Raw genomic sequence first — 17,103 nt, 5'->3', positions numbered from 1 at the left:
AGAGTCAAAGGAGAGGGGGAAAAAGATGAAAAAACTTGGTGTATTTTTTTTAATTTTATTAATGGTAACGTTTACATTTGCCTGCAGCAACAAAGCAGAACCATCCAGCTCAGGCGGGGATTCGAAAAAGAATGATGAACAAGTTGAACTTACCTTTATGATATGGGGAAACGAAGCGCATCAGGAGATGTATAATAAACTGCTTGAAAAATTCTATGAGACACATCCTAATATCAAGGTAAATTTAGAAAGTGTTCCATTTCCGGATTATCAGCAAAAGATAACCGTTTTAGCAGCAGGCAGAGAATTGCCTGATATCGGCTGGGCAGCTGAACGAATGGTTCCTCAATTTATGGAAAATGGCATTTTAGAAGATGTATCTTCGTTTAAAGATGATGCGGAATATAATATGGATGACTTCTTTCCATCAACTTTAGAACTGTTTGAAAAAGACGGAAAGTTATATGGACTCCCGTTTTCTACACCTCCTATGGTTCTTTTCTATAACGAAGACCTGTTTGTAAACGCAGGGGAACAGACACCAAATGAACATGTGGAAGCTGGAACATGGACCTGGGAGCAATTTGAAAAATCCTCAAAGGCAATCTCTGCAAGCGGCACATATGGCGCTAATTTCTTCCGTGACTGGAATACTTGGATTGCATTGCTTTCACATACTTGGAGCAACGGAGGAAGCCTATTTAATGAACAAACAACTGAGTTTACTTGGAACAGCCCACAAGGGGTTGAGACACTTGAAATGCTCGATCGCATGATGTTTAAAGACAAGTCTCATCCGAAAGCTGGTGAACAAGTAAGCTTTGAATCCGGCAAAATTGGAATGTTCTTTGATGTGTACAGTTATGTATCACGTGCCCGTGAGGTGAAAGATTTTAAATGGGATATCGCACCGCTTCCGGAAGGTCCTGAGGGAAGATTCCCAATGCTGGGCCAGGCTGGTTATACAATGTTTGCAGGATCCAAGCATCCTGAAGAAGCAAAAGAACTCCTGAAGTTTCTAACGAGCCAAGAGGGAATCACTGCCTCGTCTACTTTCTTTGTACCGCCGCGAGAGTCTGTCTTAAGTTCTGATGAGTTTGTAAATCAGCCTAACAACCCGCCGGTTGAAAGTATCCAGCGTGCAGTTATTGACGAGATGGATAATGCAAGACTGCAGGAAGGCCATATGGAATGGCAAAAAATTGATAACGCAATCCAATTCGGATTCGATGAACTGTTTGGACAGTTAAAGAAACCAGAAGAAATTCTGGATGGAATGGATGAAAAAATTGATCCGATTTTGAAATAAAACTGTTTTAGCAAGCGGTTAATCCTCATTAGGTTTAACCGTTTGCCTATTCATGGGAGTTGAGAGAATGAATTCTTCTTTAAGCAAGTGCCTGAGTGAAACAAAAGTTACTCTAATTGTAAGCTTGCCTGAAAACAATCTCGAATTGGCACATGCTGCTTTAAGTGAAGGTGCAGATGCTGTAAAAATGCATGTGAATGTGAATCATCGTGCTTCAGGCAATGAGTTCTATGCAGCAGAATCCTATAACGATGTATTTCGGCATTTACGGTCAACATATTCTTGTCCTCTGGGGATTGTGCCGGGTGGTTCTTTTGAAGAAATCAAACAAAGTGAAATGAACCTGCTTTCCCAAATAGGTTTCGATTATTTTTCAATTTATGCTCACCACATGCCCAGCTGGATGTTAAAGCTTTCTAGTATGGAAAAAACCTTTGCCATATCGTCTGATTATGATATTGAGAAAATGGGTCAGTTAAGATCTCTGGATATAACAGCGCTTGAAGCATCGATTGTGCCTGGTAAGGAATATGGGGCTCCCCTTACTTTTAAAGACATTCTTGCTTATAAATTTTTAGCGGAGAAGGTGGATGTACCAGTTCTTATCCCTTCGCAGCGAAAGCTGGTGCCAGATGATATTTCTCTTCTTTCTCAAGCCGGTGTTAAAGGGATTATGTTAGGCGCGGTTGTAACTGGACATACAGCAGAAAGCATTAAGAGCTCAGTTGCTGATTTTAGAAATGCCATTGACAAGATTTAGGAGGGAGCAGAATGGAAGCAAACTTAAAAACTTCGGCGCATCTCTCTTTGGAAAAGAAAAGGCGCAGGAAAAAGTTTATAGGGAGTGAAGCCTTTTACGGCTATTTGTTTGTGAGTCCGATGGTGCTAGGTTTTTTAATTGTTATGCTGGGACCGCTGCTATACTCCTTTTATATGAGTCTAACAGACTGGCAACTGCTTGGTGATCCAAACTTTATTGGATTGGAAAATTACCGCCGTTTAACTGCAGATCCTGAATTTGGGGCTGTATTGAAGAACACGCTCATTTTTTCAGTCGGACTGGTGCCAGTCAATATTATTATGGCCCTTATGCTGGCTTTGCTGCTGCACCGAAACCTGCCTGGAATGGGAATCTTCCGGACGGCCATCTTTATTCCTGTCATGACATCGATTGTTGTGTGGTCCATTATCTGGAAGTATATGTTCGCAACGGATGAAGGGTTTATTAATCAAATTCTGCAGGTCCTCAGTATTGAGGGTCCAGCATGGCTTTATGATCCGAAGCTAGCCATGGCGGCAGTTATTGTAGTCAGTGCCATGAAAAATGTCGGTTTGAATATGGTCCTTTTCCTTGCTGCATTACAGCAAGTGCCTCGTACACTTTATGAAGCCTCTTATTTGGATGGTGCCAACAAAAGCAAACAGTTCTGGTATGTCACGCTGCCAATGATAACACCAACTGTATTTTTAACACTCATTTTAACGGTGATCGGATCCATGAAGGTGTTTGGGCAAATTTATGTCATGACCGGAGGAGGGCCTGGAAATCATACAAAGGTTCTTGTTTATTATATTTGGGAAACAGCCTTTAAGCTATTTGATTTCGGCTACGCTTCAGCTATTGCGATTATTCTATTTTTAATCATTTTAGTTTTCACCATAGCTCAGTGGGTGTTAAGAAAGAGGTGGGTTTTCCATGAGCAATAGAAAAAGGAAGAGTTTTGGAACAAAGGTTATATTTTATGGAGTATTGACCCTTGTCTCTCTAATTATGATCGTGCCATTTTTATGGATGATAAATACATCCTTTAAAGACTCGACCAAGATTTTTACTTTCCAGTGGATACCCGATCCCTTCCGCTGGCAGAACTATTTGGATGTATTGGAGAAAACACCGTTTCACCTATTTTATTTTAATAGTATTTATATTGCTATATTGGTCACGATTGGCACCATTTTCTTTGGGTCATTAGCTGGCTATGCGTTTGCGAAGTTATCCTTTCGCGGCAGTTCGATTCTGTTTCTTTGCTTATTAAGCACTATGATGATCCCTGTCGAGGTCATTACTATCCCGTTATTTCTATTAATGAGAGATTTGGGATTGGTGAATACTCATATCCCCCTAATAGGGATACCAATTTTGGGGCCTGCGGGAGTATTTGGGGTGTTTGTCATGAGGCAATTCTTCCTCCTTGTACCTAAAGAGCTTGAAGAAGCTGCAAAGCTGGATGGGTGCTCCTATTTCAGAATCTATTGGAGCATCATGCTTCCTCTTGCCAAACCGGCGATTGCTACATTGACCATATTTACTTTCTTAACAAGCTGGAATGAATTCTATGAACCATTGATTTATATTAATTCTAAAGAACTCATGACGCTTCCGTTGGCATTAGCCTTATTTACAGATGAAGTGGGAACAAAGTGGGAACTGTTGATGAGTGCCTCTGTTATGGCAACAGTTCCGTTATTGATTATCTTCTTCTTTGCTCAAAAGCAGTTTATTGAAGGTGTGAGCATGACAGGAGGAAAATAATAGACTGGTAGATTGTTGAAAGGACGTGTTCGTTTTGAAAAATGAGTTGGAATTTGATGTAGTCGTTGCGGGAGGGGGACCTGCCGGAATTAATGCGGCTATTGCGGCCGGGAGAAGAGGAGCCAGGACACTTCTTATTGAGAGGTATGGATTTTTAGGAGGCATGTCGACTGTTGCGCTTGTCTATCCATGGATGACCTTTCATACGGAAACTGGCCGTCAGGTCATTAAAGGGATTGCTCAAGAGATTGTAGAGAGGCTTATGTCTATTGAAGGATCTCCCGGCCATTTGCGGGACACAGTGGGTTTTACCAATACAGTCACTCCATATCATCCTGAAAAATATAAGCTTCTTGCACTTGAAATGCTTGAAGAAGCTGGAGTGGAAGTTCTTGTTCATAGCTTTGCAGATTCAGTTGAAGTGGATGGGGGAACCATTAAAAGCATTCGATTGGTAACCAAATCGGGTCCAATACGGGTTAAGGCCAAACAATTTATAGATTCAACCGGAGATGCTGACATTGCATTTCTATCAGGTGCTCCCTGCTTAAAAGGTAGAGAAAATGATCAAAAAACCCAGCCCCTCACAATGAAATTTCGAATGCGTGGCGTGGATGTCTCGAAAGTAAAAGAAGCCATGAAAAGGAATCCTGAAAATTTTTATAAGAAGACGCCTATTAATGAATTAGATGAACTTCCTCTTACGGGCGTACAAGGCTTTTATAAAGAATGGAACGCTTCAGGAGTTCCTATTAATCGTGATCAAGTGCTATTTTTTATTGGGCCAGAAGAAGATGAGGTTCTGGTTAACTGTACAAGGGTCCAAGGGCTTGATGGCACGGACGTATTTGATTTAACAAAGGGTGAAAAAGAAGGAAGGAAACAAGTCATGATGATGGCAAAATTTCTGCAGACAAACATTCCTGGTTTTGAAAAAGCCTCCATATCGGCGGTTGGTTCCCAGATTGGCATACGGGAGACGAGGAGAATTTCAGGCGAGTATTCTTTAACAATTAAAGATGTGATTACTGGCAAAAAATATGACGATACAATTGCGCTAAGCGGCTACCCAATTGATATCCACGATCCAACAGGTAAAGGTGTGCAGGCGAATGACATAGAAGGGGATGGAAGCTACGGGATTCCATATAGATGTCTTATTCCTAAAGAGATTGACAATTTGCTCGTAGCAGGAAGATGTATTTCCACCACCCATGAAGCACTTGCAACGACCCGTCTAACACCAAGCTGTATGGCAACAGGCCAGGCAGCAGGTACAGCAGCAGCCATATCACTGGCTGAAGGAGTAGACCCAAGGGATCTTGATGCCAGCGTGCTGCGGAAAAAATTATTAGAGGATGGGGCAGTTTTGCAATAATACCCAAAAGGCAACTTACTTTACATCCTGAATCTACTTTTGTTATTGGATTAAAAGGAGGAGAAGGCGTGAATAGATGGAAAGCATTGTTTTCTGCATGTATGGCTATTCTGCTGTTATTTGGTAATCTAGGTGAAATGGAGGCTGCAGAAAAGAAGGATGGTTTGGCTAAGATTCTCATGGTTCCATTGGATGACCGACCCGCAAATCTCTATTTTCCGCAGCAGGTCGGAAAAGCTGCGGGTGTTGATGTCATAACCCCGCCAACCGAAATGATTGGTTTTTACACAGAGCCCGGAAATAGCAAAGAAATCAGCAAATGGTTATTGGATAATGCTGAAGAAGCAGATGGGTTTGTAATTTCTGCAAGTATGCTGGCATATGGGGGATTAATTGCTTCCCGTACTGGAGTGAAATCCGAGAAAGAAGCCCTTTCTGACATACAGGTAATTAAAAAACTCAAGGAGCTTTATCCTGAAAAGCCTGTATATGTTTATGACACCATTCAGCGGCTTGCCGTAACAGCCATAAGCGATGAATACTTGAAATACTACGATCAAATCAGAAAATGGGCAATTTTATATGATCAGGTCATTAACTTAGGAATGGAAGAACATCGAGCTGAATTTGAGAAATTAGAATCCGAAATACCGGAATCTGTGCTGCAGGATTATCTAAATGCCAGAGCAAGAAACCATTCTATTAATAAACTGTTAATTGATTGGGTTAACAACGGTTCAATTGATTATTTGATTCTGGCCCAGGATGACGCTGCTCCTCATGGCCTTCACCGCGCCGAAAGAGAGATTCTTGTTGAAAAGATAACAGAATACGGTTTGGAGGATCAAATTTCCGTATTCCCTGGAGCCGATGAAGTTGATGTTGTATTAGTATCTAGATTCGTAACGAAGCTATTTAATACAGAACCATCATTTTATATTGAGTACAGCGGCATTCATGGAAAAGATTGGATTGCACCTTTTGAAGATACAACCTTCGACTATAATGTAATCAAGCATATTGCTGCTTCAGGCGGAAAGATTGCCGAAAATGAAAAGGATGCGGATATCCACCTGTTATTGAATACTCCTTCATTCGACAAAAATAAGAGAACCAAAGATGTCGAAAAATTGGTAGATAGAACAAGTAACCTTATTAAAAAGGGAAAGCAGGTTGCAATCGGAGATGTCATTGAGGTTAATCGTGCAGATGCTCAGCTTATTACCCAACTAACTGCGAAAGTCGATTTAACTAAACTTCTTGCCTATAGCGGCTGGAACACTGCCGGCAATACAATAGGCATTACAATCGGCCATGCTGCTGCACGTATTGCATTTCTTGAACAAACTTCAGGATTTGGTGTACCACTTTATGAAGGCACCGCAGAAGCACATTATGAATTCCTGCTTCATCGATTCTCAAAAGATCACAGTTATAAAAACATTGTTCATCCTGCAGCAAGGGCCTATATCTCCAGTATTGGCGCAAGTGAATGGAGCTTAGGTGAAGATTACGACTTAGTTAATCAATTTGTTCATGATCAATTAACCTTAGAAACACAAAAATGGTTCGAGCATTTCGAAGGGAAACACGTTTATATTGGAAAAAGAGGGAACAAGAAATTTTATAGGACGATCGATTCTTTAGAAAGTGTCCATGTTAAGCTTCCTTGGCCGAGGATTTTTGAAGCGGAGCTGGAGCCGGAATTAAATCTTAAATGATCTATTATAACTTTTCACAATGGATTTATTAATGTATTCCCCATGCCTTCATTCTTGTATTCTCTACCATGTATTTAGGCCTTTCCAGGGATACAGCCTTAACAGCCTTGACAATTCGCTGTGCGACCATGATTATTACCATCTATTTAATAAACCGACCTCATATACGGTGAAGTGTTATAGCTAGCTTGGCGATGCTGAGCTAGCTTTTTTATGGAGAATACCCTTGATATGTTCCGTAAGGTTTCGGGACTAGTAACCTTTTAAGGATAGTATTTAGATATCCCCCTTATAAATAGAGATTTTTGATATGATGTACTTAACTATATTGAAACGTCTATATGTTAGAACATCATATGTATGGAGGAGCAGGTATGGCTGGTATAAAATCAATAAACCTCGATGGGGAAGAAATCTATTTGTTTAACAGTGCCATCTATATTTTTGAATCGTCTGCAGGAAGTACGCTGGAAGTGGATCTGATTGTGAGCGAGGTTACTCTAAGAAAATATCAAGACAGGGAAAGTCTGATCACGGAAATTGAATTGGAAGATGGGCGAACACTAAGTTCATTTATGTTTCTAAAATCTGTACCGGGCAAGCTGCCAAGGTTAAGCTTATTTTGCGAACTTGATCCGGAGGAGTCATACGAAGGTGTTTTAAGAATAAGTGAGGATCATCTGGACTTTCCGGATATTGAAGCGGGCATTACATTAGAAGTAATTCGAAAAGTAGAAATGCCGAATGAAAGAATCACACTTAAATTAAACCTGCCGATTAACCAGGTGGAATGGCTGAAGGAGCAGAAAAATAAGGAATTGAATCAGCTAATTAAAGAGCTGTTAGAGGGATATATGGAGAAATAATCGAAAAGGTCGCTTAAAAGAAGAAAGAACAAAATCGAGCTGGCGGCTTAGCTCGGCTTTGTTCTTTTTGACTATGGGACAAGGTGCCTATCCCAATGTCCCAATTAATTAATCGTCCCGCGATCTACTTGTTCATACAGAATCCCCATATTACTCTTTACCTTTTTCGATACCTCGCACAATGCCTCGATTGCTTCCGCTTTATGGCTTCCCAGCTGATAAACCACATCATCGAACAGCATTTCCATCTCTCTTAAAATAGCGATGGATGCGAGGTTGTAGAGGTGGACATTATAGTAGCCGCTGTTGTTGAAAATGGCTGTCTCGACATAAGGCCTAAAATTCTCTAGTAGAGTAGGGTATTCCGCCATTAATCGGTCTAACCCTTTACGGATGCCTTCAATGGTGCCGGCGAATTCGTCCAAAGGCTCCAGCGCGTTGTTGACACTGTTTCTGATTTTATCATCAAAGTCCGAAAACAGGCCAAATAACTTGCCGGGGATGGTATAATCCAATGCGAATTTGGTTGCGCCTTTGATGGTGCTCGACAGGAGTTCCAATGCATTTTCAATGTTCAAAGTGATTACCCATGCTTTATGCAATAAAGGCAAGAGGAGTGCATGAGTTGATCTGGTAAAGGCAGTATAAGCGGTATCCATCTGGAATTCCTTAATCTTCATCCTTAACTCCATATAGGGGGAATCTTCCAGTTTATAAGTATTCGTTCCCTGTACGGATATTGAATTGGAATGAGAGGATTTGCTTCTGATGGACTGTCCGAGGGAAAGATCCCTGTCATGAAAATTAGCGGCAACGTCCTGAACTTGTTTCTGGTATTCGCTGATATGTGAAAGAAGCTTATCCCTATTATTGTTGACGATCCCATAATGGGCTTTTAACTCACTGACTACAGCATCATACCAGAGTTCTTTCCCGCCCTCAAACAGCTCCGGGATCTTATTGGAAATGATCCTGATAAGGCTTTTGGAAAGGTCCTGAACATCCGCTTTCAAATCATACAAAAAGCTGCGGATTTCATTAAAGATACTTTCCACACTGACGTTCGTCCGGAAAATATGTTCAAGCAGCTCGGCAGGCGGGGAATTCAGTATATAGTTCAGTGATTTAGCATGACTTTCCGCCACATTTAACAAAGAAACCAAATGATCAATTTCAGCCGTTAATCGATTGCTTATGGAGGTAATCCCCATAAAAAGCGGTTCGCTGATCAGATTTTCAAACATCTCTTCGAAAATCTTCTGGAGGCGGCTGAGCCGTTCATAATAACGGTTTGCCTCATCGTCTACAATGGCAACCGAGTTGCCCAGGTACTCGTGAGCTAGATTCAGTCTTTCCATCACATGACTTTGCAGGGAAGAAGCGAGGAGATCCAGATTCTCCTTGTTGATCTCAATGCGGTCTGAGTGCCCGCCATATAACGGTACTCCAGTCCAGATACTGGATACGATATGGGCATCAGCATCAATGTAAATTTTGCCATAGCCTGGCTTGCCGACTTCACCAATTACATAGAACTGAGTGCCATCTTCATTCCTCAAATAGCCTGTATGGTTTGTAGCAAGCTTTGAGAATTCAGGAATACCATTAAAGATTTCATATTGCTTGCCTGGAATTCTGCCATGAAGATTTAAAGCAATCAAAGTCTGAGTCAGCACATCGTAGCTGCTGAAGTAATTTGTAATGTTATCATAAGTTTGGTTAGGATCCACCATCCCCTCAGGAAGCAGGGCGGGGTTTAAAGTAACTGCATTTACTTCTGGATTTTCAACTGCTACTGCACCAACCAGACCGCCGCCAAGTGAATTTCCTGCAATCGATTTAACGCCGCCAACCTGGTTAAACTTTTGATTCATTTCAGTATAATAGCTTCTTGCTGCAGCCAGCTGGGCGGGGGTTAGGTCACTTAAAAGCTGTGCATCTGTCAGAATATCTTTGTTGCCATATTTTCCGCTTGCATCCGTGCCTACATAAATGATGGATATTTCCTCTGTCTCCATATTTACGACTGTCATAGCATCAAGGCCAGTAGGGTCTTCATAACGAGTATCGATAACTGTATAGTCGGTATTATTTACCTGCAGAACGGATTCAAATAGCGGATAGGTATATGCATGATGGCCTGCCAGTTCAACTAAATCTTTATCATTGTTTGCTGCGATATCCGTATTAATATTTGGTGAACCCTTAAGAGTATCCATATTTTCACCTGCTTTATTCCTTAATAATGTAATCCGGGTATCCGCGTTTTAAAGAATTATCCTTAGCACCTTCCGAACTCTGTTTATCAATATAGTTATCATTGAGAGAGAAGCTGTAGGTGCCCTTAGGTATTGAGTTCATTTCTTCTAGCTCCTTGGTGACTTGATTAAATATTTCTTCACTTGGCTCTGCCTGCTTCTCAGCCATGAATAATTGAATATTGATTTTGAAGTTTTCTGGATTAAACGAGCCCTCTTCATAGGCATTCCTCAAATTTTCCGTACTTTCATCAGGATTACTAATATAAAGGTCATATACTGGTTTAATAGCCTCTTCTTTACTTGTTAATGCAATAAAATAATATGGAGTCATATATCCGTGTCCGCCCACGTTTTGGAGGGCTTCCTTTGTTTTTCCGGTTACCTGACCTTCTGTTGCAAGAGTCTCAAGGAATTCGTCGAGCTGTTGGAACTCCTCATTAAAGATCATGTGATACAATCCGCCTTTAATGGCATTCTCCACCTGGAATTCGTCCGCCCATATCTTTTCTGTCATCACTTTCTTTTCGAGTTCATCTATTGGCACTACAGCATAAGTGTAGAAATGCGGCTCACCTTTGGATTCTACAAACACAGTAGCCCCATCCTTAGCACCAACCACATTATGCACCGTTACATCGGTCTTATATTTTTCCTTAAAAAACTTGATTGCAGTTTCCCTTATCTGATCAAGGTTTTCATCTGCGATTTTATCTGTTTCTTTTCCATATGGAAGTGCATAGCCTTCACCGGTATAATCCTGAACGCTGATTAGTGATTCTTCAGAAGGGGCAGCCTGTGTTTCTTTTGCTTTTTCACTGTCTTGTTTGTTATTTGCGCTATTCATACCAGAACATCCTCCAAGCATTAATGATATTCCAACACTGCAGAGTAAAATTTTTGTTTTATTGTGCATTATTTAAAGGTCCTCCCTAAAGGTATGTGCCATTCAGAGTATATCCCTTATTTTAGCGGATGGAGTTATATTTTTACAGTTTAAACGTGGAAAATTACACTTTTTAGGTGAAAATAGGGAGAAAGTCAGGGGTGTATAGGGAGGATTATACTAAAGATTTGCTAAATTTAGTTTCGGTTGTATAAAAATTCACCAAACCACATTTTAATAGTTAAAAGTTTACTTTGAATTTTCTAATAATGCGTGTATAATACATTTAAGGTAATGAAACGGAAAATGTCCGAAATAATATTCAACAGGAGGAATCATGATGGGCAGCAGCTTTTTAAAGGAAATAACTCCCCAGCTGATCAAATGGCGGCGCACTTTGCATGCACTGCCTGAACTGGGGTTCATGGAGTATATCACTACATACAGAATCGGAAAAGAACTGGAAAAAATGGGTTTCAAGCTTTATTTAGGGAAAGACGCGCTTGACGAGAATTCCCGCATGGGGCTTCCTGCACAAGCTGATCTTGAAGCCCAAGAGAAAAAGGCGAGGGATTGGGGTGTTGAAGAGTCCTGGCTCGATCAAATGCGCGGCGGCAATACCGGGCTTGTGGCAGTCTGGGATACTGGCAGACACGGAGACCATGTTGGTTTCCGATTTGATATTGACGCACTGCCGATAAACGAATCTGCAGATCCTGCCCATCGTCCAGCTCAATTCGAATTTGGCTCAAAAGAAGAGAATGTGATGCATTCGTGCGGACATGACGGACATACTGCCATCGGACTTGGGGTAGCTCAGTATATTTCTTCCCATGGTGATCAACTTAAGGGACGCTTTACCCTTTTGTTTCAGCCGGCTGAAGAAGGTGGAAGAGGGGCCCGGGCGATGACAGACAAAGGCTGGCTTGATGATGTCGATTATTTTTATTCAGGCCACATCGGCATTAAGTCCCTGCCCGTTGGAACAATCGCAGCCACAACGCCGGGGTTTCTGGCTTCAACCAAATACAATGCTTATTTTAAAGGAGTTTCCTCACATGCCGGAATCAATCCCGAACTTGGGAAAAATGCTTTATTGGCGGCGACGACGGCTGCAAACAATCTTTACGGCATTCCCCGCCACCATGATGGCGTCACCAGGGTGAATGTAGGGAAGCTTTCTGCAGGCAGCGGCCGGAACATCATCCCGGGAGACAGTTATATGGAAATAGAAGTGCGGGGCGAAACACCGGAGATTGCTCAATATATGGCTGAAAAAGCGACCCGGATTATTCAGGCGGCAGCAGATATGCATGATGTTTCCTGCACGATCGAAGCAGTCGGAGTTACAGAAGTGGTTGTATGTGATGAGGCGTTGATTCCGAAAATCACCGAATGGTGTGAATCAAGCGAGCTTGTGATAGAAGTGCTGCCTTCTGTCTCTGTCTCCGGATCGGAAGATGTCAGCTTTATGATGAACAGGGTCCAGAAGCATGGCGGCAAAGCTACGTTTATGCTGTTTGGAACGAAGCTTGATTATCCTCACCACCATCCTCAATTCGATTTCGAGGAAGAAGCTTTACTGGTTGCGGTCGATGCTTATATTCATATCTTAAATGGCGGATCGGCCATTTAAATTAAAGGAGGAAATCATGACGAACAACTTTGCAAGAACATTTCTGATAGAGAACAAGAAGACGTTTGAAAAGATCAGCGAGTACATCTATCACCATCCGGAAACTAGATTTGAAGAGTATGCATCGGCAGAATTTTTAGCTTCTGAATGCGAAAAAGCAGGCTTTCAGGTTGAACTCAAATCCGGAAACATTGAAACCGCGTTTGTAGCTTCCTATGGAAGCGGAGCCCCTGTTATTGGCTTTCTCGGTGAGTTTGATGCTCTGTCCGGATTGGGGCAGGTGCCAAACAAGACTTCGTACGAGCCAACCGGGCTGAAGGTCGGTCACGGCTGCGGGCATAACCTGCTGGGTACCGGAGCTTTTGCGGCAGCCTGTGCAGCAAAAAAGTATTTAGAAGAAAACAATCTTCCTGGAACTGTAAAATTTTTTGGCTGTCCGGGTGAAGAAGGCGGTTCCGGAAAAACCTTCATGGTCCGCGAAGGAGTATTTGAAGGAGTGGACGCAGCCTTAACCTGGCATCCATCTCCGGCCAACAGCATCATGAGCCTTTCCAGTCTCGCAAACTATCAGGTTTATTTTAGATTTAAAGGCTTATCCTCACATGCGGCGAACTCGCCTCATCTTGGACGAAGTGCTTTGGATGCGGTTGAGCTGATGAACGTGGGTGTCAATTACCTTCGCGAGCATGTCGTACCGGAAGCCAGAATGCATTATGCCATCACCAACACTGGGGGCATATCGCCAAATGTCGTACAAGCAGACGCCGAAGTCCTGTATCTGATTCGCGCGCCAAAGGTTCAGCAGGTGGATGAAATCTACAAACGGGTATGCAAAATCGCGGAGGGCGCAGCTCTAATGACAGAGACAGAGCTTACCATTGAGTTTGACAAGGCTTGTTCCAATTATATTCCAAACCGCAGCCTTGAAAAAATTCTCTATCAAAGCCTTCAGGAATCCGGCATTGAAAAACCGGACGAAGAAGAAAAGGCCTTTGCCGAAAAGCTTTGGACAACCCTATCAGATGGTGAGAAAGAAAGCTATTTGGATATTTTAAGAGGATTTGGCTATGTAGGGGACGGAACTGAGTTTGAAGGAAAATACCTGGCAGAAACAATCTCAGCCTATGAACCTTCCAAAGAAGTTCTTGCCGGCTCTACTGATGTTTCCGATGTAAGCTGGGTTGTTCCAACCGCACAGCTGACAGCCTCAACATCAGCACTGGGCACACCGCTGCATACATGGCAGATGACTGCACAAGGCATCAGCAGCTATGCCCACAAGGGTATGCTCCGTGCAGCAGAAGCAATGGCTTTAACAGCAGTTAAACTGCTGACCGACCAGAAAGAATTGGAAGCTGTCAAACAGGAATTCAATGAGTTCAAGCAAGCCAATCCTTACACATGTCCAATTCCTGCAGAGGTAAAGCCCTCTGTTTTAAAATAAGTGCTCGCTTACTACTGACAGGGGACGCAGAAAACGGAGGGAAGCAGTCCGAACTAGGCGCCACTTCGGACAGAAGAAGCAGAAACTCGAGAGAAGGAGTCCGAACTAGGCGCCACTTCGGACAGAAGAAGCAGAATTCGGGAACAGCAAGTCCGAACCTGGCCGCCGCAGCGGCACTCATAAGTAAGAAAATCCAATAAAAAATAGAAAAGCGAGGGGAGTTTATGAAAACAGAAAAACAAGGAAAGAAAGTGGTAACAGAAAGTAAGAAACCAGGGATTGCCCAGCGATTTCTCAATGGAGTCGAGAAGGTCGGCAACAAGCTCCCGGATCCGTTTATATTATTTGCCGGGCTCGCAGTGCTTGTCATTATTGTTTCAGCAATCTTTAGCGCTTTTGGGGCTACTGTTGTCCATCCAGGATCTGGAGAGGAGCTTGCAGTTAAGAACCTGGCATCTGCAGAAGGCCTGAATTTTATTCTGACATCCATGCTCGATAACTTCACCGGATTCGCGCCTCTTGGCCTGGTTCTGTCCATGATGCTCGGGATCGGGCTTGCCGAGAAGGTCGGCATGCTGGATTATGCCATTAAGAAAACGATTTTAAAATCACCGCCGGCATTAATCACGTACACCGTTGTGTTTGTTGGGATCATGGGGAATATCGCATCAGATGCTGCGATGGTTCTGGTGCCGCCGCTTGCCGCAATGGTCTTCTATAAAATCGGCCGAAACCCGATTGCCGGTTTGGCTGCAGGGTATGCATCCGCCGGTGCCGGTTTTACGGCAAACCTGCTGATCGCGGGAACAGACGCACTTTTGGCAGGGATTTCAACAGAAGCTGCCAAGATTATTGACGAGAGTATTGTCGTAACACCAATTGATAACTGGTATTTTAATATTGTTTCCGTATTTGTTTTAACCATTGTCGGCGGACTTGTCACGACGAAATTCATTGAACCGCGTCTTGGAGAGTATAAAGGGGCTGAGGTTAAGGAAGCTGTAAAAGAAGATCCCCCTAACGCAGGTAAGGCCTTACGGAATGCCGCCATTGCTGGATTTGCATATATTGCCCTTATTGTGGGAGCGATCCTTATTCCAAATAGCCCGTTAACCAATGAAGATGGCGGACTTGTTCCATCTCCATTCCTGGATGGCATTATTCCAATTATTCTGTTCTTCTTCATCATTATTGGTACTGTATATGGTATAACAGTTGGAAACATTAAGAGCAGTAAAGATGTTGCCAATTTTATGGCTGAATCTATGAAGGATATGGCATCTTATATTGTCTTAATCTTCGCAATCGCCCAATTTATCGCTTACTTCAGCTGGTCTAATATTGCAACCTGGGTAGCGGTTAACGGAGCTGAATTCCTGAAAGACGTAGAGTTTACTGGAATCGGACTGATTATTGGTTATATTATTTTTACCGCCTCCTTGAACTTCCTGATCACTTCAGGTTCAGCCAAGTGGGCACTTGAAGCACCTGTTTTTGTACCGATGTTTATGCAGCTTGGCTACCATCCTGCATTTACGCAAGTGGCTTACCGTGTGGCGGATTCATCTACAAATATCGTAACACCGATGATGCCATATATGGTTATTGCGCTGTCATTCATGCAGAAGTATGACAAAAAAGCCGGTATCGGGACATTTATCAGCTTAATGCTTCCATACTCAATTTGTTTCTTGCTGACATGGATTATTATGATTCTAGTGTTCGTCTTCTTTGGAATCCCGTTTGGTCCGGGAATCGGCCCTTATCTATAAGAATAGGATGTGGTTAAAAAGTGAGTAACCTCGAAAATCAATTAAAAGAGTGGCGTCGTGATTTTCACCGCTATCCAGAGGGAGGGTTCCTGGAAATGCGGACAGCCTCCATTGTTGCATCGATCCTGGATGACCTTGGCTTCCAGCTGGAGATGGGCAGGCAGGTAATGGCATCTGATTATTTTATGGGTAAGCCGAATCAAGAGGAAACAGCCGCACATTATCAATGGGCTCTCGAAAATGGTGCGAAAAAAGAGTATATTGAAGCTTTTACAGACGGTTATACAGGCATTGTCGCGACTATGGATACCAAAAAGGATGGCCCGGTGATAGCATTCCGTGTTGATATGGATGCATTGCCGATCCATGAATCAGAGGCAGACAGCCATTTTCCGCAAAAAGAAGGATTTAGGTCTGCAGTTCCGAACACTATGCATGCCTGCGGACATGATGCCCATACAACCATCGGACTTGGCCTGGCAAGCTTGATTGCTGAAAATAAAGACAGCCTTAAGGGGAAAATCAAATTGATTTTTCAGCCTGCCGAGGAAGGCACCCGCGGGGCTCGTTCAATGGCTGAAGCCGGAGTTGTCGATGATGTCGATTATTTAATTGCCTCACATGTCGGCACAGGAGTTCCAGATGGACATTTTGTAGCATCAAAGAACGGATTCCTGGCCACGTCAAAGCTTGATGTAACGTTTAAAGGAGTTTCTTCCCATGCAGGCGGAAATCCGGAAGAGGGTAAAAACGCTTTGCTTGCCGCCGCTTCTGCTGCCCTGAATATTTACGCTATTCCGCGTCATTCAGAAGGGGCAACCCGCATTAACGTGGGTGAATTGCATGCAGGTTCAGGCCGCAATATCATCGCAGATAAAGCTTTGCTGAAAATTGAAACACGCGGGGAAACGACTAAAATTAACGAATATGTTAAAGCCCAGGCCGAAGCTGTTATCGCAGGATCAGCCCAAATGTACGGAGTAGAATACGAGATTCAGACTGTGGGCGAGGCCATAAGTGCCCATGGAACAAAAGAGCTGGCTTCCGTCTTGCATGGCTGTGCACAAGAAGCTTCCTATATAAAGGAAAGCATCCTTGAAGACAATTCACCTGCAGGCTCTGAGGATGCAACATTTTTCATGGAGCGTGTTCAGCAAAATGGAGGACAGGCGACATACTGCATTTTCGGTACAGAGCTAGCAGCAGGCCATCATAACGAAAAGTTTGATATCAATGAAGGTACGATGATGAATGCCGTCCAGCTGCTATTTGAATCTATAAAAAAATTGAATTAAGGAAT

Annotated in this window: 13 protein-coding genes; 11 read left to right on the top strand and 2 right to left on the bottom strand. The window is 42.9% G+C overall.

The features are described 5' to 3' along the window. Positions 1-25 precede the first annotated feature (25 nt). The 7 genes from ACR42H_RS25245 (at position 26) to ACR42H_RS25215 (ending at position 7,807) form a co-directional block, all read left to right on the top strand. Complete coding sequence (locus ACR42H_RS25245; RefSeq protein WP_436374021.1) at positions 26-1,309, top strand: ABC transporter substrate-binding protein; 1,284 nt, start codon at positions 26-28, stop codon at positions 1,307-1,309. 67 nt (positions 1,310-1,376) lie between these two features. Continuing rightward, complete coding sequence (locus ACR42H_RS25240; protein ID WP_436374019.1) at positions 1,377-2,069, top strand: hypothetical protein; 693 nt, start codon at positions 1,377-1,379, stop codon at positions 2,067-2,069. Positions 2,070-2,080: 11 nt separating this feature from the next. Further along, on the top strand, positions 2,081-3,016 hold the full coding sequence (locus ACR42H_RS25235) for a carbohydrate ABC transporter permease (RefSeq protein WP_436374017.1): 936 nt from the start codon (positions 2,081-2,083) through the stop codon (positions 3,014-3,016). Further along, positions 3,006-3,842 carry a carbohydrate ABC transporter permease gene (locus tag ACR42H_RS25230; protein WP_436374015.1) on the top strand — a complete coding sequence of 279 codons (837 nt, stop codon included), beginning with the start codon at positions 3,006-3,008 and terminating at the stop codon, positions 3,840-3,842. The genes ACR42H_RS25235 and ACR42H_RS25230 overlap by 11 nt, the downstream gene beginning before the upstream one ends. Before the next feature lie 34 nt (positions 3,843-3,876). Continuing rightward, positions 3,877-5,220 (top strand): FAD-dependent oxidoreductase, encoded by a 1,344-nt coding sequence (locus tag ACR42H_RS25225; RefSeq protein ID WP_436374013.1) that lies wholly within the window; start codon positions 3,877-3,879, stop codon positions 5,218-5,220. A 68-nt stretch (positions 5,221-5,288) separates the two neighbouring features. Beyond that, complete coding sequence (locus ACR42H_RS25220; RefSeq protein ID WP_436374011.1) at positions 5,289-6,941, top strand: DUF4127 family protein; 1,653 nt, start codon at positions 5,289-5,291, stop codon at positions 6,939-6,941. A gap of 374 nt (positions 6,942-7,315) precedes the next feature. After that, entirely contained in the window at positions 7,316-7,807 is a 492-nt protein-coding gene (locus tag ACR42H_RS25215) for a hypothetical protein (protein ID WP_436374009.1), read from the top strand. A 104-nt stretch (positions 7,808-7,911) separates the two neighbouring features. Here the strand turns inward: ACR42H_RS25215 and ACR42H_RS25210 are convergent, their stop codons facing one another. Further along, positions 7,912-10,026: an SA1320 family protein gene (locus ACR42H_RS25210; RefSeq protein WP_436374007.1), complete on the bottom strand. Its 2,115-nt coding sequence runs from the start codon at positions 10,024-10,026 to the stop codon at positions 7,912-7,914. Positions 10,027-10,039: 13 nt separating this feature from the next. Next, on the bottom strand, positions 10,040-10,912 hold the full coding sequence (locus ACR42H_RS25205) for a DUF1672 family protein (protein WP_436374005.1): 873 nt from the start codon (positions 10,910-10,912) through the stop codon (positions 10,040-10,042). Positions 10,913-11,291: 379 nt separating this feature from the next. On the opposite strand from ACR42H_RS25205, the gene ACR42H_RS25200 reads away from it, so the two are divergent. The 4 genes from ACR42H_RS25200 to ACR42H_RS25185 all read left to right on the top strand — a co-directional run bounded on the left by ACR42H_RS25200 (position 11,292) and on the right by ACR42H_RS25185 (position 17,098). Continuing rightward, positions 11,292-12,587, top strand: a complete 1,296-nt coding sequence (locus ACR42H_RS25200) for an amidohydrolase (RefSeq protein WP_436377074.1) — start codon at positions 11,292-11,294, stop codon at positions 12,585-12,587. Positions 12,588-12,603: 16 nt separating this feature from the next. After that, a complete protein-coding gene (locus ACR42H_RS25195) occupies positions 12,604-14,031 on the top strand; it encodes a M20 family metallopeptidase (RefSeq protein WP_436374003.1) in 1,428 nt (475 codons plus the stop codon). 224 nt (positions 14,032-14,255) lie between these two features. Then, positions 14,256-15,803: an AbgT family transporter gene (locus tag ACR42H_RS25190; protein WP_436374001.1), complete on the top strand. Its 1,548-nt coding sequence runs from the start codon at positions 14,256-14,258 to the stop codon at positions 15,801-15,803. A 20-nt stretch (positions 15,804-15,823) separates the two neighbouring features. Next, entirely contained in the window at positions 15,824-17,098 is a 1,275-nt protein-coding gene (locus ACR42H_RS25185; RefSeq protein WP_113882267.1) for a M20 family metallo-hydrolase, read from the top strand. Positions 17,099-17,103: the final 5 nt, after the last annotated feature.

The sequence above is a fragment of the Cytobacillus sp. BC1816 genome (genome assembly GCF_051353635.1).
In the GTDB taxonomy this organism is placed as follows: domain Bacteria; phylum Bacillota; class Bacilli; order Bacillales; family Cytobacillaceae; genus Cytobacillus; species Cytobacillus oceanisediminis_C.
This window is presented reverse-complemented; position numbering and strand designations above follow the sequence as displayed.

Excerpts from the sequence above, each read along its gene's own strand:
- ACR42H_RS25245 (WP_436374021.1), top strand. The coding sequence starts at position 26 with ATGAAAAAACTTGGTGTATTTTTTTTAATTTTATTAATGGTAACGTTT.
- ACR42H_RS25240 (WP_436374019.1), top strand. The coding sequence starts at position 1,377 with ATGAATTCTTCTTTAAGCAAGTGCCTGAGTGAAACAAAAGTTACTCTA.
- ACR42H_RS25235 (WP_436374017.1), top strand. The coding sequence starts at position 2,081 with ATGGAAGCAAACTTAAAAACTTCGGCGCATCTCTCTTTGGAAAAGAAA.
- ACR42H_RS25230 (WP_436374015.1), top strand. The coding sequence starts at position 3,006 with ATGAGCAATAGAAAAAGGAAGAGTTTTGGAACAAAGGTTATATTTTAT.
- ACR42H_RS25215 (WP_436374009.1), top strand. The coding sequence starts at position 7,316 with ATGGCTGGTATAAAATCAATAAACCTCGATGGGGAAGAAATCTATTTG.
- ACR42H_RS25210 (WP_436374007.1), bottom strand. The coding sequence starts at position 10,026 with ATGGATACTCTTAAGGGTTCACCAAATATTAATACGGATATCGCAGCA.
- ACR42H_RS25205 (WP_436374005.1), bottom strand. The coding sequence starts at position 10,912 with ATGAATAGCGCAAATAACAAACAAGACAGTGAAAAAGCAAAAGAAACA.
- ACR42H_RS25200 (WP_436377074.1), top strand. The coding sequence starts at position 11,292 with ATGGGCAGCAGCTTTTTAAAGGAAATAACTCCCCAGCTGATCAAATGG.
- ACR42H_RS25195 (WP_436374003.1), top strand. The coding sequence starts at position 12,604 with ATGACGAACAACTTTGCAAGAACATTTCTGATAGAGAACAAGAAGACG.
- ACR42H_RS25190 (WP_436374001.1), top strand. The coding sequence starts at position 14,256 with ATGAAAACAGAAAAACAAGGAAAGAAAGTGGTAACAGAAAGTAAGAAA.